Source organism: Streptomyces sp. MCA2, from assembly GCF_023544705.1.
Lineage (GTDB): Bacteria > Actinomycetota > Actinomycetes > Streptomycetales > Streptomycetaceae > Streptomyces > Streptomyces decoyicus.
This window is the reverse complement of sequence record NZ_JAMJFM010000019.1, coordinates 98826-125639: the sequence shown is the minus strand read 5'-3', so window position 1 is coordinate 125639 and position 26814 is coordinate 98826. Positions and strand designations below refer to the sequence as shown.

The 26814-nt window shown below is 70.7% G+C and carries 24 protein-coding genes and 1 tRNA gene; 10 read left to right on the top strand and 15 right to left on the bottom strand.

Translation table 11 applies throughout. The features are described from left to right. Positions 1-121 precede the first annotated feature (121 nt). From M8I34_RS18260 to M8I34_RS18235, 6 genes are all read right to left on the bottom strand, one after another. Entirely contained in the window at positions 122-673 is a 552-nt protein-coding gene (locus tag M8I34_RS18260) for a DoxX family protein (RefSeq protein ID WP_250050484.1), read from the bottom strand. A gap of 190 nt (positions 674-863) precedes the next feature. Further along, complete coding sequence (locus tag M8I34_RS18255; protein ID WP_250050483.1) at positions 864-1658, bottom strand: enoyl-CoA hydratase/isomerase family protein; 795 nt, start codon at positions 1656-1658, stop codon at positions 864-866. Next, entirely contained in the window at positions 1655-2881 is a 1227-nt protein-coding gene (locus tag M8I34_RS18250; RefSeq protein WP_244414981.1) for a CaiB/BaiF CoA-transferase family protein, read from the bottom strand. The genes M8I34_RS18255 and M8I34_RS18250 overlap by 4 nt, the downstream gene beginning before the upstream one ends. A gap of 70 nt (positions 2882-2951) precedes the next feature. Continuing rightward, on the bottom strand, positions 2952-4322 hold the full coding sequence (locus M8I34_RS18245; protein ID WP_250050482.1) for a M20/M25/M40 family metallo-hydrolase: 1371 nt from the start codon (positions 4320-4322) through the stop codon (positions 2952-2954). 219 nt (positions 4323-4541) lie between these two features. After that, positions 4542-5846: an MFS transporter gene (locus M8I34_RS18240; protein ID WP_250050481.1), complete on the bottom strand. Its 1305-nt coding sequence runs from the start codon at positions 5844-5846 to the stop codon at positions 4542-4544. 190 nt (positions 5847-6036) lie between these two features. Then, positions 6037-6483 carry an ATP-binding protein gene (locus tag M8I34_RS18235; RefSeq protein ID WP_250050480.1) on the bottom strand — a complete coding sequence of 149 codons (447 nt, stop codon included), beginning with the start codon at positions 6481-6483 and terminating at the stop codon, positions 6037-6039. Between the two features lie 245 nt (positions 6484-6728). Between M8I34_RS18235 and M8I34_RS18230 the strand changes: the two genes are divergently transcribed. After that, the gene (locus M8I34_RS18230) at positions 6729-7628 is read left to right on the top strand and encodes a LysR family transcriptional regulator (protein WP_250050479.1); all 900 of its coding nucleotides are present in this window, start codon (positions 6729-6731) and stop codon (positions 7626-7628) included. A 20-nt stretch (positions 7629-7648) separates the two neighbouring features. On the opposite strand, the gene M8I34_RS18225 is transcribed toward M8I34_RS18230, so the two are convergent. Next, positions 7649-8743: a DUF1152 domain-containing protein gene (locus M8I34_RS18225; protein ID WP_308372396.1), complete on the bottom strand. Its 1095-nt coding sequence runs from the start codon at positions 8741-8743 to the stop codon at positions 7649-7651. Positions 8744-8824: 81 nt separating this feature from the next. On the opposite strand from M8I34_RS18225, the gene M8I34_RS18220 reads away from it, so the two are divergent. After that, the gene (locus M8I34_RS18220; protein WP_250050478.1) at positions 8825-9565 is read left to right on the top strand and encodes a GntR family transcriptional regulator; all 741 of its coding nucleotides are present in this window, start codon (positions 8825-8827) and stop codon (positions 9563-9565) included. Between the two features lie 205 nt (positions 9566-9770). Here the strand turns inward: M8I34_RS18220 and M8I34_RS18215 are convergent. After that, positions 9771-9842 (bottom strand) — tRNA-Val (locus M8I34_RS18215). A 142-nt stretch (positions 9843-9984) separates the two neighbouring features. Between M8I34_RS18215 and M8I34_RS18210 the strand changes: the two genes are divergently transcribed. From M8I34_RS18210 to M8I34_RS18180, 7 genes are all read left to right on the top strand, one after another. After that, positions 9985-11370 (top strand): hypothetical protein, encoded by a 1386-nt coding sequence (locus M8I34_RS18210; RefSeq protein WP_308372395.1) that lies wholly within the window; start codon positions 9985-9987, stop codon positions 11368-11370. Between the two features lie 164 nt (positions 11371-11534). Then, positions 11535-12260 carry a DUF4383 domain-containing protein gene (locus tag M8I34_RS18205; RefSeq protein ID WP_250050477.1) on the top strand — a complete coding sequence of 242 codons (726 nt, stop codon included), beginning with the start codon at positions 11535-11537 and terminating at the stop codon, positions 12258-12260. A 149-nt stretch (positions 12261-12409) separates the two neighbouring features. Further along, positions 12410-13117: a FadR/GntR family transcriptional regulator gene (locus tag M8I34_RS18200; protein ID WP_244414975.1), complete on the top strand. Its 708-nt coding sequence runs from the start codon at positions 12410-12412 to the stop codon at positions 13115-13117. Between the two features lie 245 nt (positions 13118-13362). Next, positions 13363-14508, top strand: coding sequence for a galactonate dehydratase (gene dgoD, locus M8I34_RS18195; protein ID WP_250050476.1), 1146 nt, complete (start codon positions 13363-13365; stop codon positions 14506-14508). Between the two features lie 349 nt (positions 14509-14857). After that, positions 14858-15478 (top strand): bifunctional 4-hydroxy-2-oxoglutarate aldolase/2-dehydro-3-deoxy-phosphogluconate aldolase, encoded by a 621-nt coding sequence (locus tag M8I34_RS18190; protein ID WP_030991478.1) that lies wholly within the window; start codon positions 14858-14860, stop codon positions 15476-15478. Continuing rightward, a complete protein-coding gene (locus tag M8I34_RS18185) occupies positions 15475-16713 on the top strand; it encodes a sugar kinase (RefSeq protein ID WP_374210933.1) in 1239 nt (412 codons plus the stop codon). Before M8I34_RS18190 ends, M8I34_RS18185 begins: the two co-directional genes overlap by 4 nt. Before the next feature lie 25 nt (positions 16714-16738). Further along, entirely contained in the window at positions 16739-16957 is a 219-nt protein-coding gene (locus M8I34_RS18180; RefSeq protein WP_030991474.1) for a zinc ribbon domain-containing protein, read from the top strand. A 168-nt stretch (positions 16958-17125) separates the two neighbouring features. Here M8I34_RS18180 and M8I34_RS18175 read toward each other — a convergent pair whose 3' ends face one another. The 4 genes from M8I34_RS18175 to M8I34_RS18160 all read right to left on the bottom strand — a co-directional run bounded on the left by M8I34_RS18175 (position 17126) and on the right by M8I34_RS18160 (position 22719). Next, positions 17126-17749, bottom strand: a complete 624-nt coding sequence (locus M8I34_RS18175) for an O-methyltransferase (protein WP_250050506.1) — start codon at positions 17747-17749, stop codon at positions 17126-17128. A 243-nt stretch (positions 17750-17992) separates the two neighbouring features. Next, positions 17993-18865: an HAD family hydrolase gene (locus tag M8I34_RS18170; RefSeq protein WP_250050474.1), complete on the bottom strand. Its 873-nt coding sequence runs from the start codon at positions 18863-18865 to the stop codon at positions 17993-17995. Next, positions 18865-21531 carry a phosphoribosyltransferase gene (locus tag M8I34_RS18165; protein ID WP_250050473.1) on the bottom strand — a complete coding sequence of 889 codons (2667 nt, stop codon included), beginning with the start codon at positions 21529-21531 and terminating at the stop codon, positions 18865-18867. The genes M8I34_RS18170 and M8I34_RS18165 overlap by 1 nt, the downstream gene beginning before the upstream one ends. Before the next feature lie 15 nt (positions 21532-21546). Continuing rightward, positions 21547-22719 carry an HpcH/HpaI aldolase/citrate lyase family protein gene (locus M8I34_RS18160; protein WP_250050472.1) on the bottom strand — a complete coding sequence of 391 codons (1173 nt, stop codon included), beginning with the start codon at positions 22717-22719 and terminating at the stop codon, positions 21547-21549. 218 nt (positions 22720-22937) lie between these two features. On the opposite strand from M8I34_RS18160, the gene M8I34_RS18155 reads away from it, so the two are divergent. After that, complete coding sequence (locus tag M8I34_RS18155) at positions 22938-24086, top strand: TerD family protein (RefSeq protein ID WP_250050471.1); 1149 nt, start codon at positions 22938-22940, stop codon at positions 24084-24086. 111 nt (positions 24087-24197) lie between these two features. Here M8I34_RS18155 and M8I34_RS18150 read toward each other — a convergent pair whose 3' ends face one another. The 3 genes from M8I34_RS18150 to M8I34_RS18140 all read right to left on the bottom strand — a co-directional run bounded on the left by M8I34_RS18150 (position 24198) and on the right by M8I34_RS18140 (position 26797). Further along, a complete protein-coding gene (locus M8I34_RS18150) occupies positions 24198-24941 on the bottom strand; it encodes a Tellurium resistance (RefSeq protein WP_250050470.1) in 744 nt (247 codons plus the stop codon). 99 nt (positions 24942-25040) lie between these two features. Beyond that, positions 25041-26168, bottom strand: a complete 1128-nt coding sequence (locus M8I34_RS18145) for a DUF475 domain-containing protein (protein WP_250050469.1) — start codon at positions 26166-26168, stop codon at positions 25041-25043. Between the two features lie 53 nt (positions 26169-26221). Further along, positions 26222-26797 carry a TerD family protein gene (locus M8I34_RS18140; protein WP_030991459.1) on the bottom strand — a complete coding sequence of 192 codons (576 nt, stop codon included), beginning with the start codon at positions 26795-26797 and terminating at the stop codon, positions 26222-26224. Positions 26798-26814 lie beyond the last annotated feature (17 nt).

Here is a 26814-nt window from a genome sequence, read left to right as displayed (position 1 = left end):
GGGGCCGCTGCGCCCTCCCCACACTGCTCTACCCCGCCCGTCCCGTCCCTGCCCGGAATCCCCGGGCCGGTATCCGGAGGGTCTCCGGCCCGAGGGCCGAGGGCCGAGGTCCGGGGTCGGGTCACTTCCGGACCAGAAGCACCACGCCTGCCAGCACCCCGCCCAGCACCAGCGCGGCCACGCCGTAGCCCGCCCGATGGGCGCGCAGGCCCGGCAGGACGCGGTCGACGGCGTAGCGGCCGGGCCCGGTCAGCGCCAGCGCCGCCGCACCGGCGGTCAGCAGCAGCTCGTACTCCACGCCCTTGGGCGCGAAGAAGCCCCCGCCCCACTTCACGGCGAGGGCATTGATCATCGTGCCGACGACCGCTGCCGCGGCGAGCGGCGTGAGCAGCCCGGCCACGAGCCCCAGCCCGCCGAGCGTCTCGCTCAGCCCGGCGACGACGGCCATCGTCTTGCCCGCCGGATAGCCGCTCATCGTGAAGAACTGCGCGGTCCCGTCCAGCCCCGGACCTCCGAACCAGCCGAACAGCTTCTGGGCGCCGTGGGCGGCCATGGTCAGTCCGAGCGCGATCCGCAGCAGGAACAGCCCGGTGTCGTAGCCGTGCGGCGAGGGGGCGTGGCGCGTCGGGGTGCCGATACGGGCGGACTGGAGAGTGCCGAGGGGGGAGGTCATGGGGAGCGCTCTTTCGCATGTCGGGGACGGGTCCGCGAGGCGCCGCGGACAATTACTTGAAACTTCAAGTCACATCCCGACGATACACAGCGGCCCCATGGCGAATAACAGCGCGTAGCGCCGGCCCCGAGAACATCCCCCGCCCGCCCCACGCCCTCCCGTGAACCCCGCCTGCCCGGCCCGGCACCGGTCAGGGTGCGGCGGGCGGGACCGCCGCGGCCGCCGACCGCTGCCCGAGGAACGCGGCGATCGCCCGGTCGAAGTCGGACCGTGCCACCGCCGGCCGCGGATTGGCGGCGGCCGCCTCCCGCTGCGGCGCCAGTGCCGCGGCCACCGCCAGCTTGGCGGCCCGGATCGCCGCGGGCGGCTGCTCGGCGACGGCGGCGGCGAGGCCGGAGGTGCGGGCGGCGAGGCGCTCCTCGGGCACGCTGTCGTCCGCGAGCCCGAGGTCCACCGCGCTACGGGCATCGACCAGTCGGCCGGTGTAGAGCAGCTCCCGCGCCGCGGCAGGTCCGGCCAGCGCGACCATGCGTGCCGCGAAGGCCGGACTGGCGAGGATGCCGAGCCGGGCGATCGGCATCCCGATGCGTGCACTGTCCGCCATGAACCGCAGGTCGCAGGCGAGAGCGAGCTGACAGCCCGCCCCGGCGGCGACACCGCGGATCTCGGCGATCACCGGAACGGGACAGTCCTCGATCGCGGTGAACGCCGCTTCCATGTGGGCGAAGGACTCCTCGACGTATCCGGAATCCGCATCCACCCAATCGGTCATGTTCGAGCCGGCGCAGAACGTGTCGCCGTGCCCACGGATCACCAGCACCCGCAGCGACGAGTCTGCTCCCAACTCCCCTACCTGGCGGGCCAGTTGCGCCCAGGCCTGGCCGGGAAGGGCGTTGCGCCGGCTGCCGTCACCGATGCGGATCTCCGCGACGCCGCCGGACCAGGACGTGGCGATGGCGGGTTCGGGAGCGGGCCGGGAGGTCACTTCGCGGCCTTCCGCTCGCGGAGAGCGGCCAACTGCCGTGGGCCGACGCCGAGGCCGGTCAGGACCTGCGCGGTGTGCTCCCCGTGCCGGGGCGGCGGGGTGCGCACGGCCGCCGGACTGCCGGACAGCTTGATGGGAGAGGCGACGGTGCGCAGGGTGCCGGCGTCGGCGTGCTCGATCTCGGCGACCATCTCGCGCGCGAGGACCTGCGGGTGCCGCAGGGCCTGGTCGACGGTGTTGATCGGGCCGACCGGCACCTCCGCCTCGGTGAGCAGCTCGGCCCACTCCTGGGCACCGCGTGCGCTCAGCGCCCGTTCGATGAGCGGGAGCAGTTCCTCACGATGGCGGACCCGGTCGGGGTTGGTCGCGAACCGTGGATCGTCGGCCAGCGCGGCGAGTCCGATCGCGGTGGCGAAGCGGCGCCACAGGCCGTCGTTCCCTGCGGCGACCATGAGGTGACCGTCGGCCGTGGGGAACGCCTGGTAGGGCACGATCGTCGGATGCGCCGAGCCGTAGCGCTGCGGCACGTTGCCGGAGGCGAAGTACCCGGCGGCGACATAGCTCAGCCAGGCCACCTGCCCGTCCAGCAGCGAGACATCGACCCACTCGCCGCTGCCGGTGTGCTCGCGGTTGCGCAGGGCCGCGAGGACCCCGATGGCGGCCCACATCCCGGCGGCGAGATCGGCCGGGGACACCCCGAACCGCACGGGCGGGCCCGCGGGTTCCCCGGTCACGCTCATGACGCCGCTGACCGCCTGCGCGATCGCGTCGTAGCCCGGCTCGCTCCGGTACGGCCCGGTCTGCCCGTAACCGCTGATGGACGCGTACACGACGGCGGGATTGCGGACGCGGACGTCCTCGTAGCCCAGGCCGAGGCGGGCCGCGGTGCCGGGCCGGAAGTTCTCCACGATCACATCGGCGCTGTCGGCCAGCTCCTGTATCAGGCGCAGGCAGTCGGGGTCCTTGAGGTCGACGGCAATGCCCCGCTTGTTGCGGTTGACGCTGTGGAAGTACGCCGCGTCCTCGCCCTGGAAGGGGGGACCCCAGGCGCGGGTGTCGTCGCCGGAGACGGTGTCCTCGACCTTGATCACATCGGCGCCCAGATCGGCCAGCATCATGGTGCAGAACGGCCCGGACAGGATGCGGGAGAGATCGAGGATCTTCAGACCGGTCAGTACGCCGTCGTGGACGAGCCAGGGCGGGGGGTGGGGTGTGGTGCGCATTGCGGTGTCACGCCTCTGTTCTGTTCCTGTGGTGTCGCCGGGGGTCCGGAAGGTCAGTCGCGTCCGAAGGTCAGTCGCCCAGTTCGAGCAGCAGCTCCATGCAGATGGCGGTGGCGTCGAGGAAGTAGTCGACGCGCAGGTTCTCGTTGGGCGCGTGGTTGGCCTGGTCGGCGTTGGCCAGCGGCAGACCGATGCTCGGCACGCCGAGGATCCCGGTGAAGATCCAGTCGGGAAGGGTGCCGCCGTACGCGGGAATCAGCAGCGGGTCGCGCCCGCTGACCCGGGAGATGGCACGCGCCACCCTGGGCGTGTACGGATTGTCGATCGGGGTCCGGGAGGCCGGTACGCCACCCTTCTTGGTGACCGTCACCTCGGGGGCATGGGTACGCAGGTGTGCGGCCACGCGCTCGAAGACGGTCTGCGGATCCTGGCCCGCCGTCAGCCGGATGTCGATGCCCGCCTCGGCGGTGTCGGGGATGATGGTCCGGTCCACGTCACCCGTGGTGATCCCGTTGATCGTCAGCGTGGGACGGTCGGCCAGCCGCTCGTAGAAGGACAGCCCGTTGAAGGCGGGGTCCATCTCGGTCAGCCCGATGTCCCCGAGGACCTGCGGCAGATCGAGCGGAAGCGCGGTGAACGCGGCACGGTCGGTGTCGGACAGCGGTTCGCGCCCGTCCTCGAACCCCTCGACGAGAACCCGGCCGCCGGCGTCCTTCAGGCAGGCCAGCGCCTGGACCAGCTGCCATGCCGGATTGGGCGCGACATTGCCGAAGTTGCCGGAGTGCAGGGGACGGCCGGCGCCGGTCGCCCGGAGCCCGAGACGGAGCATGCCGCGCACCCCGTGCGAGACGCACCATTCCCCGGACTCGTGCACCGAACGGTCGCTCCAGACGACGAGATCGCAGTCGAACCGCTCGGGGTGCGCGCGCAGGATGCCCGCCAGTGAGGGACTGCCGATCTCCTCCTCCCCGTCGAGCACCACCGTGACCGAGCAGGGCAGCGCGCCGACATGCTCGTCGAACAGGCGCAGCGCCTGGAGGTGCGCGTAATGCTGCCCCTTGTTGTCACCGGTGCCGCGCCCCCAGATCCGCCCGTCGCGTACGACCGGGGCGAAGGGGTCGGAGTCCCACAACTCGCGCGGGCCGGTCGGCTGGACGTCGTAGTGGCCGTAGATCAGCACATGCGGCGCTCCGGCGGGCCCGGCACGATGGCCGACGACCAGCGGCCGGCCGTCGCCGACGAGCACAGTCGGGGTCAGCCCGGCCCGCTTGACCTCTTCGAGCGCGCGGTCGGTCGCGGCGGGAAACCCTTCGCCGGTCGCGCTCACCGCGGGCTGGCTGACGTAGTCCATCAGTCCGGCGATCAGCTCGTCCTGGCACGCGTCCACAAGGGAGCGCGGTGTGCCGGGGAGTTGGGCGCGGATCGGGGAAGCGTCCGTCATGGTGGGCCTCTTCTTTCGTGGGGTCGTCGGGCGTCGGGCGCCCTCGGGCTCGGGGGCCGGCAGGGGTGGGTTCGTCGGGCACCGGGTGCGGGTCCGCGGGCTTCGCGCGTGACGGGGCGCGGGGTCCGGCTGCCTCGTCGGGCGGGGGTCCGGATGTCCCGTCGGGCGGCGGGGTCGGCTGTCCCGTCGGGCACGGGGCCGCGGCACCCGGCTGCCGGGTCAGCGCAGGGCGAGGAAGCGCCGGCTCGCCAGCAGGGAGGCGATGCTCAGGACGCCGGCCACCATGATGTAGAAGCTCGGCGAGAGATGGCTGCCGGTCGCGCCGATCATCCAGGTGATGATCACGGGAGCGAAGCCGCCGAAGGACATCACGCCGATGTTGTAGCTCAGGGACAGACCGGTGCTACGGGTCGCGGTCGGGAACGCCTCGGACATCAACGCGGGCAGCGCACCGAAGTAGCAGGCCTTCAGCACACCGAGGATGAACATCACCACGCCCATGACCAGCAGCGACGGGCTCCCCGACAGCAGCAGGAACAGGGGGTAGATGCTGAGCACCATCGCGATCCCGGCAAGGAGCATGATCTTGATACGGCCGACCCGGTCCGAGAGGTGACCGACCAGGGGCGTCACGGTCGTCAGCGCCACACCGGACACCGCCGCCCCGATGAAGCCGGCGGAGGGCGGCAGACCGAGGACCTCGTGCGCGTAGGTCGGCATGTAGACGATCACGTAGGTCACGGCGGTGGACATCACCATTGCGCCGACCATGAGGAGCACCCGCAGCTTCTGGTCCCGGAGCACTTGCCGGACCGGCGTCGTCGCGACCTCCCCCGCCTCGGCGGCATCGACGAATTCCGGAGTCTCCGGGACCTGGCGGCGAATCACATACCCGACCGGGCCGATCAGCAGGCCGATGAGGAAGGGAATGCGCCAGCCCCAGGAATCCAGCTGCGGTCCGGACAGCGTCAGGCTCAGTACGGTGCCGAAGGTCGCGGCCAGCAGAGTCGCCAGGCCCTGAGAGGCAAACTGCCAGCTCGCCATGTAACCGCGCCGCTCCGGCGCCTGTTCGGCCAGGAAGGCCGTCGCACTGCCGAATTCGCCGCCCGCCGAGAATCCCTGCAACAGGCGGGCCACCAGAATCAGGACCGGTGCGGCCATGCCGATGGATTCGTAGGTGGGCATCAAGGCGATCAGCAAGGTGCCGATCATCATGAGCCGAATCGTGAGCAGCAGCGAGGCCTTACGCCCGGTGCGGTCCGCATAAGTCCCCAGGACGAGTGCGCCCAAGGGCCTGACCAGATACGACACCCCGAACGTGCCGAAGGCGAGCATCAGGGAAACGGCCGGGTCGCCGGCCGGGAAGAACGCTTTGGAGATCGACACCGCGAAGAATCCGTACGAGGTCAGGTCGTACCATTCGAGCGTGTTTCCGGCCGTTGCCGCGAGTACGGCACGCCTCGCCCGATTCTTGCCCCGGGGCTTTTCGGCAATCATCTGACCTGTCTCTCTAGCGGTCGTCATGAGTGTTACTCCCTCGAATCGAGCAGGGCGAACTGTCGCGCAGGGTGGTACCGCCGATGGGTGAGTCCGAAGCGGAAGACGGGGACTCGTGAACTCGCTGAGCGATGACGCTAGAGGCGCCGGAGCGTTCACACAATCGCAACTTCTAGAACACCTGATTGCCCAGACGGCAACGCGGCGGTGAACGCTCTCACGCCGCCGGAAGATCCGCCCAGCGCGTGATCCAGCCGCGGTGGGCCCGGATGCCGTGCCGGACGGACAGAGCGGTGACGATGCCGCTCCCCCGCCCGTGCTCCTCCGGCATCCCGCCCTCGGCCGGTCGCCGGGCACCCGCCGCGGGACCGGCGTCGGTGACCTCGATACGCAGCGCACGGGGCCCTTCGGCGCCCGTCCGCGACAGTTGCAGCACAGCCGGGGGAAGGGCATGGCTGACCGCATTGGTCACCAGTTCCGAGATCACCAAAACCGCGTCCTCAATGGTGGCGGGAGGCAGATTCCAGCCGGTCAGGACCGTCTGCGCACGGCGGCGCACAAAGCCGACAGCCTCCGGGATATGCGGCAGCGGACAGAGGAAATCCGTGTCCCGGTACGGCATCGCGTGCGAGCCGGTGAATTCACTGGGGGCTGTCGCATTCATCGTTTTCCCCTGACTCGGCTGCCTGCGGGGGAGGATGCACACCTGGGCGGCGGAGGGAGCCTGGGCCGACCGCTGATCGACGAGGACGCCGCAAGGAGGAGGGGCGCTCATTTCGCCGTGTGGTCCGCCCGGCCGGTGAGCCCGCAGGGCATAGGACGACGGTAGGCACGCCCCGACCATTCGCACAATCGCAATTTATAGAACAAACCGTTGCCCTCAATGCAATAGCTCCATAAGCTGGCGCCATGCTGAACAGTCCGGCTCTTGAGTACTTCCTCGAGGTGGTCCGCACCGGATCGGTCAACGAGGCGTCCAGACGACTGCTGGTCGCCGGCTCGGCCATCAGCCGGCAGATCGGCAAGCTGGAGCAGGAAATCGGCGTCCCGCTCTTCGAGCGCCGGCCACGCGGAATGGTGCCCAGTGAGGCAGGTGCCCTCCTTGCCGCTTATGCGCGCCGCGCCGCACTGGAAACCGACCAGGTGCTCGCGGATATCCGCGGTCGCGGCCGGGTGGGAAGCGTCGTCCGTGTGGCGAGTTCACAGGGCGCCGCGCAGGAATTCCTCCCGCACGTCATGGCCGAATTCCGCAGGGAAAATCCGGGCACCACTTTCCAACTGCCCGTGGTGGCGCCCTCGTTGGCCACCCAAATGGTCCAGGACGGCTCGGTCGACCTGGCCGTCACCTTCAGCCTCGCCCCGGCACCCGACGTCCGTGTCATACACGCCCAGCGGGCCCCGCTCCAGGCCATGGTCAGATCCGATCACCCACTGGCCCAGCTCGACGAGATCCGCCTCCACGACCTCCTCCCCTACCCGGTCGCACTCACCGAAGTGGGCACCACGAACCGACGCCTCTTCGACCTCTGCTGCTCCATCGAGGGCATCACCTTCGAACCCCTGCTGGTCAGCTCGAGTTCCACCGCCCTGGCGACCTTCGTCAAGGAGACGAACGCCGTCTCGCTGACCGGCCACATCAGCGTGCATGAACGCCTGCGCATCGAAGGCCTGAAAGCCATCCCCCTCCTCAACCCGGAAATGCACCTGCGCACCATCCAGATCCAAGCCATGGCAGGCCGCCAACTCCCGGCGGTGGTCAGCGCATTCGCCGACCTCCTGATCGAGCAACTCGCGGAAACCGAGGTGTAGGAGGTTGCGCTTGCGGTGACTCAGGCTCCGGACGGGATGCGCCAGAGCGGGGCCTGATATTGCTCCGGGCGGCTGCTGAGCAGAAGGGACCTGAGGTCCTGGCGCTGGTTGCCGCTGAGCCCGAACGCCTCGGTGAGCCGGCGGAACGTGGTGTGCGTGATGCCGCGGCCCCGCGCCCCGGCCTCGAACTCGTCGAGCCGGCGGCCCACGGCTTCCGGATCGAGCTGCCGGGCGGGCCGGCTGCCGAACCGGCCCGCCTTTTCGCGCTCGTCGTCGATTTCGGAGAAGCCGCAGATCTCGCGGCTGCGCCGCTCGACCTCGTGCAGGTTCTCCGTCGCGAGGATGGCACCGGCGAGCTGGTTGCGGTCGAGGGCCGCGTCGAGGTCGGCCTCGTACACGGTGGGACCCTCGTCGGTGAGCGGGATCGGGAGCCCGGCGTCCCGCACTTCGCACATACCTCGCGCGCCCCGTGCCGTGGCGGCCAGCATGGCCGTGGCCTCGGAAGGGTGCCACTCCAGCACCGGGCCGACCGGCTGGACGTGCTCGGCGGTGAAGGTCAGGGCCACGGGGCCCAGCCGGTCGCGCAGGACGTCGGCGGGGAGCTCACCGTCGAGACCTGGGCCGGCGACCAGAAGCCGTACCGGAAAGTTGAGTTCACAGCACGCAGCAAGGGTGAGCGCGTCGGCAAGGGGGCTGCGAAGGGTGGGTTCGTCGCCGTGCGCGAGGATGTCGCCGCCCACGTCCAGGAGGTCCACGGTGTCCGGCTCCAGGTGCTGAACGAGCTCTTCGAGTTGGCGAATGATGCCCTCGGCGCCATGGTGCGGGTCGATGAGCGCGAAGGACTGCGGGAGCTCCGCGGCCAGCCGGGGAAGGGTGGAGCCCGCGGGGGCGATCGGGGCGGCGTCGGCGGGAACGGCCCGGACGCTTCGGGTGAGGGGGCGAAGGCCGGTGAAGTTGGCCGGCCCCCTCGGGCCCGGCACGGGGTCGACCAGGCGGCGGTCCCATGCGTAGGTGAACACCACCGCCGGAGTCTCACCCCCGTAGAGGGCCGCGTCCAGCATCGCGGCGGCGACGGCGTCACCGCCTCCTCCTGCTGCCACGATCAAGCGCGCCACGTGCGTCAGCGTACGGGCTGCCGTGCTGGCCACTCACTCTATAGTGGCCAGTGGCCATAGCCACTTACCTCAGGGGAACGGATGCCGAAGATCGAGGAGACCCGGCCGAAGTACCTTCAGATCGCCCACCACCTCCGCGATCAGATCCTGCGGGGCGACTTGCGGCCCGGCGGCGAAGTGCCGTCGGAGCGCCAACTGGCGGCGGACTGGGGAGTGTCGCGGCCGACCGCCGCGCGTGCGCTGGAGACCTTGAGGCACCAGGGGCTGGTCGAGAAGCGGCAGGGATCGGGCACCTATGTCCGGGGCCCGTCGGCCCATCGCCGCCCCCATGACCTGCACGGCCGCACCAAGCCGCCCGCGAAGATCTCCCCGCCGGGCGAGCACGCGGTGATGACGTCGGCGGGCCGCTCAGAAGCCCCGGATCACGTGGCGAAGTCGCTGAACCTGACGGCCGGCGCCCGCGCGGTGCACCGCCAATGGGTCACCAGGAACGATTCCGGGCCGATCGCCCTCTCCACCTCCTGGTTCGCTCCTGACGTGGGCGACCGCGCGCCGAAGCTCCTGGATCCCGACCGGATCCCGGACGGACCGCTGAGGTACGTCGAGCACATGACCGGACGTCAGGGAAGCCACGCCGAGGACCGGATGTGCGCCCGCCCCGCCACTGGGAACGAGGCCTCCGGCCTGGAGCTGAATCCGGGGTCGGCGGTGCTGATCGTGCACCACCTCGTCTACGACCTCACCGATCACCCTCTGGAGTTCGTGGAGGCGGCCTATCCGCCCCACCGCTGGGCGTTCGAGCAGGGGTATCCGCTCGGGTAGCGAGCGGCGACCGTCGACGCGCGGACGCTTGGGGGACATGCGAGGGACGCCCGAGGGATGAGCCTCGACTGGCCGAGGCCCCCGTCCGGCGAGTGGCTCCAGCCACTTCAGGAGCTTTCACGACCACTCCGAGGAATAAATGATCAAGGCCCAGGTTTCCGGGTTCATACCGGATGACCTGGGCCTTTGTCATTTACGTGGTAAGTGGGCACAGACGGATTTGAACCGCCGACATCTGCTTTGTAAGAGCAGCGCTCTACCGCTGAGCTATGCGCCCTGGCCGAGCCGACAGACTACCTTGCCTTCTGGGCTGCACTGCAAACCAGTGCTCGAAGTGCGAACTTACCGGCCGGTGTGTTCGTTTCCGGTGAGTGGGAGAATGACATTCGGTTCTGGGGCGATCCGATCGGGAGAGGGAAGTGACGGCGACAGACACGCAGCCGCACGAGCAGCGAGAACGCCGTCGCGGCCGTGGGAGCCCGCTCCGGGATGTGGTGGGGCTCGTGTTGCTGCCGTTGCCCTTGTTGGTGGCGATGGTGCCGATGTCGTTCGCGAGCGGCGGGACCCGGCGCTGGTTCGGGCGCGGGGAGAGTCAGCGGGCCGATGCGCAGGCCGCCAAGGATGCCGCGGCGGCGGCGTTCTACGAGCTGGACACCGCCCACCGTGACCTGCGGATCTCCATAGAGACGATCACCGCGGTCGACAGTTCGCCGGCCGCGCGGAAAGCGGCGGAGGACTACGAGGGCTTCGGCCGGCGGATCGACGAGGTGAGTCAGCGGTACATCACCGCGGTCGACTCCCACGATCTGGACCGTGACGATCTGGACGGCGCCGCGGTGGCGCGGGCCCGCGCCGATCTGACCCGTGCCAAGGAGGAGCTGGACCGCGTCAAGGGCGAGCTCGAACGGTTCGCGCAGGGGCTCGGGCCCCTGATGCAGACCGCCGAGACACAGCTGGCGCGGCTGGCCCCGGCCGTGGAGCGGGCGCGGCAGGCCCTGCTGGCGGCGAGCAATGCGCTGGACGCGGTCCGTGCGCAGGGGCTGCGGGCCGATGATCTCGCGACCCGGCTGGCGGCGCTCGGGCCCGAGCTGACCAAGCTCAATCAGGGTGCCGGACAGCACGGCGTGCAGGAGACGATCCGGCGCGCCGACGATGTGCTGCGCAAGGCCGAGGGCGTACGGGCCGAGGCCGAGCGGCTGCCGGGGAAGGCGGCGGAGCTCGACAAGCGGCTGGTGTCGCTGCGGACCCGGGCGCAGGCGATCACGACGCGTGCCGGCAAGGTCGACCCGGTCCTCAGCGAGCTGCGCCGGCGGTACAGCGCGGCATGCTGGCAGGACCTTCAGCAGGTACCGGAGCAGGCCACACAGTCCGTGCAGCAGGCCGAGGTCAAACTGCGGGAGGCGCAGCAGGCGCGTGACGAGCAGCGCTGGGCGGACGCCACGAGCCTGCTGGCGACCGTACGGGCGCTGCTGGACGGCACCGACGAGGCGGTGTCGGCGGCCGGTGACCGGTTGCAGCGGCTGGATGCGGTGTCGTTCGACCGGCAGAAGGAGATCGAGCGGACGCGCTTCGCGATCCGGGACGCGCAGCGGCTGGCGATGGCCGGACGCAGCACCCCCGATCCGCGGCATGCCGGGCCCCTGGACGATGCGGTGGCGCGGCTGGACCGTGCCGTGGCGGATCTGGAGGGGCGGCATCCGGACTGGTGGCACTTCCTGACGGAGACCGAGGCGGTACGGCAGACCGCGGCCCGGGTGGTGCAGGAGATTCGCGACGCCAGGGGCGGCACCGGGGCCAACGGCTGAGGGACCGCGGCCGACCGCTGAGGGACCGCGGCCTACGGCTGAGGGACCCGCGGGGCCCGGCCTGCTGTGCTCGCTGTCCGGGCGCGATGGCGTGATGTCCCCCGTGGACGGATCCTGGAGAGAAGCACGGCCCAGGCGGCACACCTGCGCAAAGGAGGCCGGAGATGGCTACAGGGGCTACTGGCCAGACCCTGCACGGGCCCTCGAACCCATTGCACCGGGTGAAGACCCACCACACACGGCTCGATGAGCATCTGCCCGTGGACCACCGGCTCAGCAAGGTCTACCGCATCGGCGCGGGGCTGATGGGCCTGGTCCTGGTCGCATTCGGCGTGCTCGGACTGACCCACCACATCGGGTTCTTCGACACCGGCGGCGACACCGTGGCCGGGCTGAACACCAACGGTGCCCTGAGCGTGCTCTCGATCGTCTTCGGAGCGATTCTCGTCGCGGGCATGGCGCTCGGCGGGAACTTCGCCTCGACCCTCAACATCGTGTTCGGCTGCCTCTTCCTTCTGAGCGGCTTTGTGAACCTGGCGCTGCTGGAGACCGACGCGAACTTCCTCGCCTTCCAGCTCCAGAACGTCCTCTTCAGCTTCGTGGTCGGGCTGATGCTGCTGGTCTTCGGGATGTACGGACGGGTCAGCGGCGGCCTTCCCCACGACAATCCGTACTGGCGCGCCCGGCACCCGGAGGAAGCGCAGCGGTTCGACCGCGGACAGCTGCGTCCCGTCTCCGGCATGACGGCCGCACGGCAGGCCGCGCGGGTCAAGATGCAGGGCGCCTCGCATGCCGGACGCGGTTCGCTCGGCGCCGGCACCAGCGGAAGCAGATCCCGTACGGGTTCCGGTACCGGTACGGGCACCGGCACCGGCGGCAAGAAGTCCTGAGCCGGGGCGAGGAGACGTCAGGGCGTACCGAGGTGGGATTGGGGTGCTCGGTACGCCCTGACGGCTGGTCCGGCACGGTGGCGCGGGCGGGACGGCGCGGGCGGGACGGCCGGGCCGGCGAGCACGGGGAGCGGAGCAGGGAGCACACGATGAGCCGTTCGGGGCACGACGCCGACTCCTCCATGGGGCACGGGAGCCACAGTGTGGCGGTCGAAGCGCTCGCCAGGCGGATCTTGAAGGGCACCTACCGCGAGGGCGACAGCCTCGTCATGCCGGAGGTGCGGGCGGAGCTGGACGTGACCCAGACCGTACTGCGTGAGGCGGTCAAGGTGCTGACCACCAAGGGCCTCCTCGATACCGACAAGAAGCGTGGCACGTTCGTCCGCCCCCGCGAGGACTGGAACCTCCTGGATGCGGACGTACTGCGCTGGAAGCTCGCGGCCGGTGTGTCGTCCGACTTCTTCGCCGATGTGCTCGAACTGCGCCGTTCCATCGAGCCCGCGGCGGCCGCGCTCGCCGCGGAGCGCCGTACGGACGACGATCTGGCGGCACTGGACGCCGCACTCAGCGCGATGGCCGCGACCGACAACGATCCGGTGCTGCTCGTCCGCGCCGATGCGTCGTTCCACACGGCGATGCTGATCGCGTCGAACAATCGCTTCTACGCGCAGATGCACCGGGTGATCGTGCCGGTGCTCGTCCAGCGCGACCGGGCGGTGCTCACCGCGGACGGCGCCTTCGAGCATCCGCATGCGGTCCATGCCGCGGTCGTCGAGGCCGTACGGAACCGGGACGTCGACGGGGCCTATATGGCGATGCTCGAACTGCTTGATCTGTCGGCGCGGGAGCATCCGTAGTCGGCGCGGGAGCATCCGTAGGGGGCGGCCGTAGGGGGCGGGGGGCTTCCGGGGCGGCAGCAGGGCGGCACCGGTTACCGCGATGACCTCGGTGGGCAGAACACCGCGCACGGGCCGGGCGCAACGCGCCGCACGGGCCCGACGGCATGGAACGCATCGCGCGCGCCCTGCCGTACGCCGCACCTCGCACGCCGCCGTCGCACGCCGCCCGCCGCACGCCGCACGCCGAAAGGACGGACCGGTCCATGAAGATCAGCCGCATCGAGACGTTCCTCGCCCCGCCGCGCTGGATGTTCGTACGGGTGGAGACCGATGAGGGCGTCGTCGGCTGGGGTGAGCCCGTGGTCGAGGGGCGGGCCGAGCCGGTCAGGGCGGCCGTGGAGGTGCTGTCCGAGTACCTCCTGGACCAGGATCCGGCGCGCATCGAGGACCACTGGCAGGTCATGACCAAGGGCGGCTTCTACCGCGGCGGGCCCGTCCTGTCGTCCGCCGTCGCCGGCCTGGACCAGGCACTGTGGGACATCAAAGGGAAGCGGCACGGTGTCCCGGTCCATCAGCTGTTGGGCGGGCCGGTCCGCGAGAGGATCCGCGCCTATGCATGGGTCGGCGGCGATGAACCGCATGCCATCCGCGACGCGGTCACCGCGCAGGTCGAGGCGGGCTTCACCGCCGTCAAGATGAACGGCTGCGGGCGGATGACGCCCGTGGCGACCCGCGCCGAGGTACGGGAATGCCTGCTGCGCGCCGAGACCGCCCGCGAAGTCCTCGGCGACGAACGGGACTTCGGCCTCGACTTTCACGGCCGGGTCTCGCCCGCCAACGCCCGCAGGCTCCTCCCCCTGCTGGCCGACTGCGCCCCGATGTTCGTCGAGGAGCCGGTCCTCTCCGATCACATGCAGGCCCTCCCTGATCTGGTCAATGCCTCCAGCATCCCGATCGCACTCGGTGAACGTCTCTTCACCCGGCGGGAGTTCCTTGCGCCTCTCCAGGCCGGCGTCGCGATCCTCCAGCCCGATATCTCGCATGCGGGCGGCATCTCCGAGCTGCGCCGGATCGCCGCGCTCGCGGAGGTGTACGGGGCGCAGCTCGCCCCGCACTGCCCGCTCGGCCCGGTCGCGCTGGCCGCGAGCCTCCAAGTCGCCTTCACCACCCCGAACTTCCTCATCCAGGAACAGTCCATCGGGATCCACTACAACCAGGGCGCCGAGTTGCTGGACTATGTGCTGGACCCGGAGCCGTTCCGCTTCCACGGCGGGTCACTGCTGCGGACCGACCGCCCCGGGCTCGGTGTGGAGGTGGACGAGACCGCGGTGCGGGCGGCGGACGAGCGGGGCCATACCTGGCGGAACCCCGTGTGGCGCCATGAGGACGGGGCGTTCGCGGAATGGTGAGGGGTCCCCGTAGGGGAAGACCTGCGCCCACCGGGGAAGACCTGTCCCTGTATGGGAAGACCTGCTGCCGTAAGGGAAGACCTGTCCCCGTAAGGGAAGGCCTGTCCCCCGTCGTGGGGAACCCGTAACTCCGGCCCGCCGGTGCAACCGCCCCCGGTGCCCAGCACCCGCGACCCGGTACCGGCGGCGAACACGCAGGTCAACCCGAACGCTCCAGGCTTGTCCCATGCTGCACACTCCACCCGCCCGTCCCTCCGGCCCGGAATAATCGAAGGTGTCACCCGCGCGCCCGAACGACCCAGCCGCGCAGTACGCACGCGGCGGGGTGCAGGAGAAAGCAGGAAACGCCATGGACCTCAGCACAGCGCTCCGGACCGAGCGGCTGGTCGCCATCATCCGGGGCAAGGATGCGGAGGCGTCCTTCCGCACGGTCATGGCGCTTGCGGAAGCCGGCCTGCCGCTGATCGAGATCTCGCTCAGCGGACACGACGCCCTGACCGTGATCCGACGGGCGCGCGCCGAGCTCGGCGACGCGGCCTGGCTCGGCGCCGGCACCGTCCTGACCGCATCCGACGCCCGGCGCGCCGCCGAAGCGGGGGCGAATCTCATCGTCACGCCCGGTCTGGGAGCCGGTCTGGAGGAGTCCGTACGCCAGGGGCTGCCGACGCTCGCCGGAGTGATGACGCCGTCCGAGGTGATCGCGGCCGATGCGCTGGGGGTCTCGGCACTGAAGCTGTTCCCGGCGTCGGTCGGCGGGCCCGCGTACCTGCGGGCGCTGCGCGCTCCTTTCCCCGAGCTGCCGTTCGTGCCGGTGGGTGGCGTGGACGCGGCCGCCGCACAGGCGTACTTCGCCGCCGGGGCGGTCGCGGTGGGTGTCGGTTCGCCGCTGGTCGGGGACGCGGCGGACGGCGGCGATCTGGACGGGCTGCGCAAGCGCGCCGCGGAGTTCAGGGCGGTGTGCGCACGATGACGGCGCAGCCGCATTCCGGCGGCGGGGAGGATGCGCAGCGAGGCGGCGGCGCTCCCCTCCCCGGGGCCGCCTCTGACCGTCCACTGATTCCCCGGCAACCGGGGCGCCCGGATGTCCTCACCTTCGGCGAGACCATGGTCGCGCTCCGCGGCAGCGGACCGCTGAAGCTCGGCGGCACGATGCAGGTCTCCATCGCCGGAGCGGAAAGCAATGTCGCGATCGGCCTGGCCCGGCTCGGGCACGACGTCCGGTGGGCGGGCGCGGTCGGCGAGGACGAGGCCGGGGAGCTGGTACTGCGTACGCTGCGCGCCGAGGGCATCGGGGTGTCCGGCGCCGCGACCGATCCCGGTGCCCCGACCGGGCTGCTCCTCTTCGAGCCGCGGCTGCCCGAGGTCACCCGGGTGCACTACTACCGTGCGGGATCGGCCGGCTCACGGCTCACGGCAGGCGTGGTCGAGCGCGCCTTCGCCGCCGCCCCGCCTCGCGTGCTGCACCTGACGGGCATCACCCCGGCCCTGAGCCCCACGGCCCACTCGGCGGCCCGGCATGCCCTCCAACTTGCCAAGGACCACGGCTCGTTGGTCTGCCTCGATGTCAACTTCCGCGCTCGGCTGTGGACTGCCGAGCAGGCCGCCGGAATCCTGCGCGAGTGGATTCCCTACGTGGATGTCTTGATCGCCTCCGATGACGAGCTGCCGCTCTGCCTGCCGGAAGGGGCAGGCGGGGCGGGGTCGCCGGATGAGGCCGGGCCACCGGATGAGGCAGGGTCGCCGGGCGGGTCCCATGGAGTCGACGAGGCACAGGGAGCCGAAGAGGCAGAGGGAGTCGAGGGGGCGCACGGGGCCGAGGGGGCACAGGGAGCCGAGAGCGCATCCCAAGGAGCCACCCACGGCGCCGCCGCCACCCTCGCCTCGCAGGCCAAGCTCCTGCTGGACCTGGGAGTCGGCGAGGTCGTGGTCAAACTCGGCGCGGACGGGGCGACGGCCTTCACCCACGGCGGCTCCCTGCACCAGCCCGCCAAGGCGGTACGCGCCGTGGATGCCGTGGGCGCCGGCGACGCCTTCGTGGCGGGCTATCTGTCGGCACTGCTCGACGACGAGGAGCCGGCCGGATGCCTGGAGCGCGCCGTCACCACCGGAGCGTTCGCGGTCGCGTCCCACGGCGACTGGGAAGGCGCGCCGACCCGTTCGGAGCTGGGCATGCTGGGCGCGCCGCCCGGCACCGTCGTCCGCTGAGGAGCGCCACGGCTAACCTGTGCCCATGCCCCGTTACGAATACCGGTGCCGCCCCTGCGGCTCCACCTTCGAGCTGAACCGGCCGATGGCCGAGTCCTCCGCCCCGGCCGTCTGCCCCCAGGGGCACGAGGACACCGTGAAGCTCCTCTCCACGGTCGCCGTCGGCGGCTCCGCGACCGCTCCTGCCCCGAAGGGCGGGGGCGGCGGAGGCGGCGGCTGCTGCGGAGGCGGTTGCTGCGGCTGAGGCCCGAAGCTGAGGTCGAGGCCCGAGGCTGAGGCCACGGCGCGCCCTGGGTCCCGGCCGTGACACGTCCCGGCGGCGCACCCCGGAGCGGCCCCGCCCTGTCCGGGGCAGGGCCAGGACCGCGGTCCGAGGCCATGCCCGTTGCCGTGCTCCTGACGCCTCCGCGCGCTACCGCTTGCGCGCCAGCGTCACGCCGTCCGCCACCGTGAGGATCACCGCCTCCATACGGTGGTCCTCCACGACGTGGTCGTTGAACGCCCTGATCGCCAGGGCGTTCCCGGTCGCGGACGGGTCGGCGACCTCCCCGTGGTACAGCACGTTGTCCGCCACGATCAGGCCCCCCGGCCGCAGCCGGGGCACCAGCTCTTCCCAGTAGGCGATATAGCCGCCCTTGTCCGCGTCGAGATAGGCGAGATCGATGTGAGGGCCGGCCGGCATCGCCCGCAGGGTCTCCAGCGCGGGCGCGATCCGCAGCTGAATGCGGTCCCCGACACCGGCCTTGGCCCATGCCTCCCGGCCGTACGCCGTCCACTCCTCGGACACATCGCAGGCGATCAGCGTGCCGTCCGCGGGCAGCGCCTGAGCCATGGACAGCGCCGAGAACCCGGTGAAGGTCCCCACCTCGACGACATGCCGGGCCCCGATCAGCCGCACCAGGAACGCCAGCAGCGGCCCCTGCTCCTCCGCCGACTGCATCCCCGCCGCCTCGGGAAACTGCTGGCGGGTGATCTCCACGATGTCCCGCTGTACGGCGTCCAACGGTGGGTTGTGGGCGAGGATGTAGTCGTACATCTCCGCCGTGATCGGCGCGCTCTTGGACTCAGCCACGGGCTCTCCTCTTGATCAAGGATTGCGGTCTCGGCCGGTCACCGGACGATGCAGCCGACCTCCTCGCGAGACTAACCCGAGGCCCACCTCCACCGGCCGCTATTCGCCCGCTGCCCCCGCGTGCCGAGCCCTCGCCCGTGGAGGTGCATTCGAAGGTGGCCCTTGTGGCGGTCGCGCTGGCGGTGGCGGTCTTTGTGGCCGCCCGGGTCAGCCGGCGTGGGCCGGGGATGCGGCGCCGCGGAGGAAGGCCCGCACGATCTCCTCGCCCGCCGCGACACCCCGTTCGTCGAGCGCCGTGACATGCGGGGCGTGCCAGCCGGAGTCCGCCAGTTCGCCGTGGCCGGGCCGCCATCCGCGGTCCGCGGCCAGCAGCAGATCGGCGTCGAGAAGAGAGTCCCCGGCCGCGAGGATCTCGGACGCCCCGGTACGGCGCGCCACCTCCGCCACGGCCGCGCTCTTGGTCAACGGCCGCGGCACGGCATAGATCTTGCGGCCTTGCAGGGACACGGTCCAACCGCGTTCATCCGCCCAGCCGGTGAGGTCCTTCACCCAGGTGTCGGGCAGCAGCGGCCGCTCCACGACGAGATAGGCGAAGAGGTCCTCGGCGATGCGCTCCTTGAGGAGCCAGGCCGGGTCGGCGGTGCGGACGAGGTGCGCGCGGATCTCGTCCAGAGGGGCGCACTGCGAGGCGAGGCGCTCGGCGACGGTGCGCTGCCAGTCCGGGTCCGACTCGCCCCGTACGAGCAGATGGCCGCCGTTGGCGCAGATGGCGAACTCCGGCGCCGGTCCCGGGAGATGAATGCGGCCGTACTGCTCCCGGGTGCGGGTGGTGGCCGGCACGAAGGTGGTGCTGCCGGCGAGTTCGGCGAGCAGCCCGGCGGCCGTCTCCGTCATATAGGACAGCGGCTTGCGCTCATATGTCTCGACGCACAGGAGCCGGGGGGCCTCGGCGTCGGGCATGGCGAGGCCCAGCGCGGCGGCCGAATAGATCAGCGTGCGGTCCAGGTCGCTGGCGACCAAAAGAGGGGCAGCGCGCAGCGCTTCCAGGGAAGGGTGGTGGGCGAGGGGCCGGCCGCTCATCAGGAGGTCACCGCCTTGCCGTCGGCACCCGTGGCTCCGCGGGTGAAGCGGGGGTGGATCAGCCCGACACAGGTATAGGGAAGTTCGTCGACCTCTTCGACGGGCACGCCCCGTTGTTCCGCCAGGAGGCGCACATGATCGAGGTCGGCCCCGGCGCCCTGCCGGGCCAGGATCTTCCAGGGGACCCGGCGCAGCAGGACGCGCGTGGTCTCGCCGACCCCGGGCTTCACGAGATTGACGTCGTGGATGCCGTACTCCTCGCTGATCCGCTCGACGGCCGCCCAGCCCTCCCAGGTGGGAGCCCGGTCGGCGGCGGCCAGCTCCTTCACCTCCGCGGCGACCTCCGCGGCCACGTCGTCGAAACGGGCGCTGACCGCGTCCAGGAACGCGCGTGACACATCGGTCGCGGCCAGGTCGCGGTAGAACTTCGCGCCGTGGAAGTCGTCCGGCCCCACGAGGTCGTCGCGCAGGACGGTGCGGGATATGAGGCCGGAGACGGTGGAGTTGAGGCAGGCGGACGGGATGAGGAAGTCGTCCCGGGTGCCGTAGGTGTCGACACAGCCGCCGGGGTCGGCGAGCACCGCGATCCGCGGATCGAAGCCCGGGAAGTCCTCCAGGGCCTGGGCGAGTTCGCGGGTGATGGCGCCCTTGCCGGTCCAGCCGTCCACGAAGACGACATCCGCCGGGTCGTGATGGGCGGCCAGCCAGCGCAGCGCGGTGGTGTCGATGCCCCGGCCGCGGACGATCGAGACCGCGTAGTGCGGGACCTCCAGGCCGTGGGCGTGCAGCGCCCAGCGGCGCATCAGCACCCCGACGGGTGTGCCGGCCCGCGCCAGCGACACCAGCACGGGTCGTGGGCTGCGTTCCGCGAGCACGGTCTCGGTGACGGTCCCGACGGCCCGCGCGATCCGGCGCGCTGAAGTCTCCAGCGCGCTGTGGAACAGCGCCTGGTACTGCTCGTTCGGCTGGTATTCGACGGGCAGCGACTCGGCGTAGTGGGCACCACCGCGCTGAATCGCCTCCTCGCGTTCCTCGGTCGGCGCTTCCAGGGTGACGTCGGAAAGGTCCTGGAGCAGCCAGCCGACCTCGTCGGCGGTGTAGGAGGAGAAGGCGGGGCCGCGCAGCGGCTCGGGGAGGGGCATGGATCCGGCCAGTGGTTGCGGGGCGTACGAGGGGACGACCGCGAGCAGCAGCCGGTCGGTGTGTGCGGCGAGCCGGTCCAGCAGACCGTCGGTGGCGTGCAGCTCCGGGAGGTCGCCGTGCGAGTCGACGACGGCCACGATGGCGTCGAAGCGGCGTTCCGGGTCGGTGCCGGCCGCGACGTTGTAGGCGTACCGCTCCCCCGGTCCGTCGGCCGGCCTGTCGTGGGCGGGGAAGGAGAGCCGGGTCCGTATCGCGTACCCCGGGTCGTCGACGGCGAGCACCGGCGATCGGGTGGTGGTGGAGAAGAAGATGCCAGTGCCCCCGGTGGAGGCGGACAGCCGACCGGGGCGTGGCGCGACGGCGCCGTCCCCCGCGCCGGTGCCGTCGTCCGTCGTCGTCGGGGTGGCGCCGCGCTCCTCCCCGGTCACGAGAGCGTCCAGCGCCTCGGCCATCCGCAGCGGCGCGTACATCAACTCCTCGTTGCCGAGGACGAGGATGCGGCGGGCGCCGTCCAGCTCCTGGGCGATCCGGATCGCCATGCCCGGAAGCGCGGCCTCCAGCCGTTCGCGGTGCGCCGGTGTGAAACCGTGCCGCCCGCCGTCCGGCAGCCCGGCGGGCCAGTCGAGGTCCACCCGTACGACGTCCGCGCCACGGCCGCCGGCCGCCGGCGGAGCACCCGCCGAACCGGGCTCGGAACCAAGGGGCGCGGAGCCGACGGACACAGCGCCCACGCCCTCGGACATGCTCCCTGGCGTGCCCCCCGTGACCGGCGCCGGGGCAGCCTGCGCCGCAAGGGCCTCCTGCGCGGCGACGAGTTCCTGGCCGCGGGTGAGGACGTCCGCGGGCAGGCGTACGCCGCCGGCGGCCAGTGCCACGAGGTCGACGCGGGCGCCCAGTTCCGCGGCGAACTTCTCCAGACGGCTGCGGTCCGCGTCGGAGCGCATATCGACGAGGGCGACGACCACATACCGCTCGCGGGGGAAGTGCGCATGCAGCGCCTTGATGGTGTTCAGGACCGTCCTGCCGGTGGAGAACTCGTCGTCGACGAGCACCAACGGGCCGTCCCCGGCGAGGAGTTCGCGGTCCTCGGGGAGCAGCAGATGCGAGGTGGCGTGGCTGTGCTCCTCCTCGAACCCGCCCACCTGCGCCACGCCCGCCACGGGCCGGCGGGTGGAGTGCAGATACGGCGCGAGCGCCAGGCCGTCGGCCACCGAATGCCCCAGGCCGGTGGCGGTCTCTGCGTACCCCAGGACGACGGAGCGGGCCGCGGCCTCGTCACCCAGCAGCTTCCGCACTTGAAGCCCCAGCCCGTAGCCGGCGCCATGGACCACACCCGGCCGCTGTGGCACGTGCTTGCCGAGCACGTTCGACACGAGCAGATGGGCCCGCTTGGGGTTGCGCCGCAGTGCAAGTCCCAGCAGTTCCGGCAGCTCGTCCCCGCCGCTCAGCGAGACTCCGAGCCGACCGGCGACCCATTCTCCTGTCCAGACCACGCGTTCCGTCTCCTCCGTCGTAGCGTTCACGTCATCCACCGCATTTCACGTCTGCGGCAGGCTCGCCGTCAGCAGCTCCACGAACCCGATGCCCTCCCGGGCGACCCCGAACGCCTCCGCGCGCAGCAAGGTCCGCTCGGCCCAGGCGCGATGGGGCTTGACCTCGTTCATCTTGTTCGTATAGGCGGAGCGCAGCACCCCGCCGTCGCCGCGTTCGGGCCGCAGGATGTCGACCGCGTCGCTGAACTCCTCATGGCTGACGACGGAGAGGGCATGCACCGGCGCGACATGCGAGGGGTGGATGCAGGTCTTGCCCTGGAGGCCGTTCGCACGGTCGAGTTCGATCTCGCGCAGCAGACCGTCCATGTCGTGCTCGATCAGCGCCGTACGCAGCTCCTCGGCGCGTCCGAGGAACGGGCTGCGTCGCAGCTGCGGCTTGAACATCCGCTCCTGGAGCCGGAAGTACTCCCACACCGGGCCGGTGACCGTGAAGCCCGTGCCGTCCGCCCGCCCCAGCACGTTCACCACGTCGGAGATCACCGAGGCGACGATCTGGACGTCGTACGCCGTCATGTCGGGGGCTCTGCGCAGTCCGTAGGCGGAGCAGAAGTCCGTCACGCCGAGCCGCAGGGCCAGCACCCGGTCCCGGTATTTGTCCACGGTCCCGGCGATGCCCTGGAGGGTCTCGGCCCGGCTCTCCAGATGCAGCAGCTGCGGGGATTCCAGCACCGGCATCGCATACAGCCGCCGGGCGCAGTCGGACTCGGCCGTGGTCAGCGCCTCAAGGAAGGGGACTCCACGCTCCTCGGTGAACTTCGGAAGTACAAATCCGGACAGCCTGTGGACGGCAGCGCCCATCCGGCGCACCAGGTCCGGCATTTGACCGGGTGTGCGGACGCGGACGAACAGCAGCGGCAGGTCCGAGCCCGCGGTGGCCGCCTCGTCGAGAAGGCCGAGCTGCCGCACGAGGTTCTCCTCGCCGGCCTCGACATCCCCGTCGCTTATGGAGTCTTCCAGACACAGCACCATGGACTTCACGCCAAGACCGGCCTGCTTGAGGACATCGGCGGCGAGCCGCGGGCGGGTGGCAGGGCTGTAGAGCGTGGCCCCCAGGGCGACCGCGAGCGTGCGGGCCGGGGAGTCGGCGGTGAACTCCACCGGCTCCTTGTGGAACAGTGCCTTCCGGATGTCGGGCGGAAGGTGCCCAAAATGACGCATATTTCTCCCCGTCTCCATGCGGGACCCGGGCACCCCCGCTGCGTCTCGCTGTCTGGATCCAGCCGGTAATCGTACGTGTGTGGGGGCGTGGTTAGTTCCCACGTGAGTGAAAATCACGTAACCCGCACGAGGCATCCAGGTATCCGCTCCCGCGCCCCCGGCACGGCTCGCGGCCCCCCGCGTTGTCGCTGCGACCTCAGGGAAGGCAGGATTGCCGCATGACGCACGCGATGCTGAAAGGGTCGAACGTACCCCTCGATGCCACGGCTGTCCGGGCTGTCCTGCGCTGGACGCCCGGCGCCGGTGTTCCTGATGTCGACGCCTCGGCTCTGCTGGTGGGGCCGGAGGGACGCGTGCGATCCGACGAGGACTTCGTCTTCTACAACCAACCGAGGCACCCCAGCGGAAGGGTGCGGCATCTGCCCAAGACCCGGGTCGAGGACAGTCTTGCCGACACCATCGAGGCGGATCTGACGGCGCTGGACGCGTCGGTGGACCGGGTGGTGCTGGCCGCGTCGTCGGACGGTGGCGCGTTCGCGGGCGTCACGGATCTGCGGGTCCTGCTGTACGACGCGGCGGCGAGCGACGGCGAGCCGCTCGTGGTCTTCGACGTGGTGCCCGAGACGGGCGATGAGACGGCCCTGATCTGCGGGGAGTTGTACCGTCGCGCCGAGGGCTGGAAGTTCCGCGCCCTGGGCCAGGGGTACGAGAGCGGCCTGGTCGGTCTGGCGACCGAGTTCGGGATCTCGGTGGACGAGAACGAAGCGGCCGCCGACGGTCCGCCGTCCTCGGAGGCACCGGTGTCGGCGCCCCCCGGCTCGGAGCCCGCGGCGCCCGCCGACCCGGCTCCCCGGGACGAACCCGGCCCCTCCACCGACCCGGCCACCGCCGCCCCGGCGGAGGCGAGCAGCCCGCCCGCGTCCGCCGCGACCCCGCCGCCCAGCACCTGGCCCGAGGAGGCCTCCAGTCCCCCGTCCGCGGCGGACCCGCAGGCACCTCCGGCGTCGGACCCGGAAGCGGTCACCCAGCATGTGCCGGACGCCATGCCGGAGCCGTTCTCGTCCGCCCCGCTGCCGTCGTCCGCCACGACGTCCCCGCCGGCGCCGGCGCCCACGGACGGCGGCTACGGCTACCCCCAGAACGTTCCGCCACCGCCCACGCAGCCCCCGGCCCAGCCCGCCTACGGCTACCCGGGGCCGCCACCCCAGTACCAGCCCCAGCAGCCGACGCAGGCCCCGTACGGCGTTCCGCCGCAGCAACAACAGCCGCACCCGGCCTCGACGTACGGCTACCCGTTGCAGCAGCCCTTCGTGCCGGACCCGTCCTTCGTCCTGCCGCCCCAGGGCCCGCAGTTCCAGCGCCGTTAGGGATACCCGGCCGGGCCCCCTGACGGCGCGGTCGCGGGGCGGGCGGAACGCCGGACGGACCGGACGCCGCAGCAGCGGTCCGCGGCACCGGCGGACCGCAGCACGCGCGGCTCACGCGGTGGTCTTGTAACCCCGCCCCCACTGGAGCCCCCATCCGTACAGCCGGTCGAGCTCCGCCTGGAAGCCGTAGACGTACTTCACCTCGCGGCGCACCATCAGCTCGCCCTTGACGTTCTCGAGCATGAAGACGGCGCAGGAGCGGGCCTGCGGCGCCCGCTCGTTCAGCTTGAGCTCCACCCGTGGTCCGCTGCTGGGATAGAGCGTCACGACCGCATGCGTACGGTCGAACGCCGGTGTGCCGTCGTAGATGTAGACGAAGATCAGCAGCCGCTTGATCTCATCGCGGTGGTCCAGGTTGATGTAGAGCGTCTCGCCGGAGCCCGAACCGAAGCGGTCATCACCGCTGAGCTTGACGAAGGGCGGCCCGTTGAGGTCGCCCAGAAAGTTGCCCAGCGGCTGCACCACGCCCCTGGTGCCGTCCTTGAGCTCGTACAGACAGGCCAGGTCCAGGTCGACATTGACCACGGCAGGCCCCTGCGCCTGCACCACCTCGGGTTTGAACAGCTTGCCCGGATGCCGCAGCAGACTGCCCTTGCCGGGTCCGCCCCGCTCATGCAGGTCCGACGTCCGCATCTGCCAGTGCAGATTGACCCGCAGATGTCCGGTCGCCGCCCCCTGCTTGGTCAGCGAGACCGCCGGATTCCGCTTCGTCAGCTCGACGACATACGACGCCCCGCCGCTGTCGAAGTCGAACTTCGACGTGCCACCACGCCACAGGTTCCCCAGGAACGACACGTTGCCCACCCCATTGCTAGACCCCACATCACTGCGGGGCGGCCCGAGGTCTGCACCTCAGGGCCGCCCCGCAGAGAGCGTTCCTCAATCAGCGTCGCGTCACACTCCGCTGGCGACTTCCGACTTCGCTCCCGAGGAATCTCCCGGTTTGCCCTCGCGCCGGTTCCGGATCACCGACGAAGCGAAGGAGAGGCCGATCAGGGCGACGCCCACCAGGCCGGTGATGACCTCGGGGATCTCGTACTTGATCGTGACGAGCAGGATGACGGCCAGCGCGCCGATCGCGTAGTGCGCGCCGTGCTCGAGGTAGACGTAGTCGTCCAGGGTCCCCTTGCGGACCAGGTAGACCGTCAGCGAACGGATGTACATCGCGCCGATGCCCAGACCCAGCGCCATCTCGAAGATGTCGTTGGTGATGGCGAAGGCACTGATGACGCCGTCGAAGGAGAAGGACGCGTCGATGACCTCGAGGTAGAGGAACATGAAGAACGCGGCCTTGCCGGCCAGGCCCACGACCGCGCCGTTGCCCTTCTTCGCGGGAGCCGCCGCGGGCTCCTCGCTCTCCTCGTCCTCGTCCTCGAGTTTGTCCTCGAAGTAGCCGGAGACGCCGGCGACGACGAGATACGTGATGAGGCCCGCGACCCCGGACAGCAGGACCGTGGCGCTCTTGTCACCGGCGCCGTGCGCGGCGGCGGTGGCCACCGTCATCGCGCTCACCATCAGGACGACCAGCGTGATGATCACCGACAGCGTGTCGAGCTTGCCCAACTTGGCCATGGGCTTCTCGATCCACGACAGCCACTTGTAGTCGCGCTCCTCGAATATGAAGTCGAGGAAGATCATCAGCAGGAAGACCCCGCCGAAGGCTGCGATGGCGGGGTGGGCGCTGGTGACCAGTTCCTCGTAGTGCGCCTTGTCGTTGATGGCGAGGTTGACCGCCTCGATCGGCCCCAGCTTCGCGGTGATCGCGACAATGACGACCGGGAACACGACCCGCATGCCGAACACCGCGATGAGGATGCCGACGGTGAGGAAGATCTTCTGCCAGAAGGCGTTCATCTTGCGCAGGATGCCTGCGTTGATGACGGCGTTGTCGAACGAGAGCGAGATCTCCAGGATGGACAGGATCCCGACAATCGCGAGCCCTTGCCACCCCCAGAGCACGCCCGCCAAGGCGAGGCCGGCCACCGTGATGGCGAACGACCAGCCAAAGGTTTTCAGGATCACTGCCTACCCAATCCCTCGCTGTATGGGGTCCCCCGCGCGGTGCGCGCGGCGCTTTACGAAACGTTGACCCCGAAGTCTAGAGCGATGCCCCGCAGGCCTGACGCGTACCCCTGTCCTACGGCCCGGAACTTCCATTCGCCGTTGTAGCGGTACACCTCGCCGAAGATCATCGCGGTTTCGCCGGAGGCGTCCTCGCTGAGGTCGTAACGGGCGAGTTCACAGCCGTCGGCCTGATTGACGATGCGGATAAAGGCATTGCTGACCTGGCCGAAGCTCTGGCCGCGCGCATCGGCCTCATGGATCGAGACCGGAAAGACGATCTTGTCGACCTGCTCGGGCACCTGCGAGAGATCCAGCAGGACCGACTCGTCGTCGCCCTCGCCCTCACCGGTGAGGTTGTCCCCGGTGTGCTCGACGGAGCCCTCGGGGCTCTTGAGGTTGTTGTAGAAGACGAAGTACTCGTCCCCCAGCACCCGCCCCGACTGGCACAGCAGCGCGCTGGCGTCGAGGTCGAACGGTGCGCCGGTCGTGGACCGTGCGTCCCAGCCGAGGCCGACCATGATCTGTGTGAGATTCGGAGCGGCCTTGGAAAGGGAGACATTGCCCCCCTTGGCAAGCGTGACACTCATCGTTCGCTTCCTCCCCG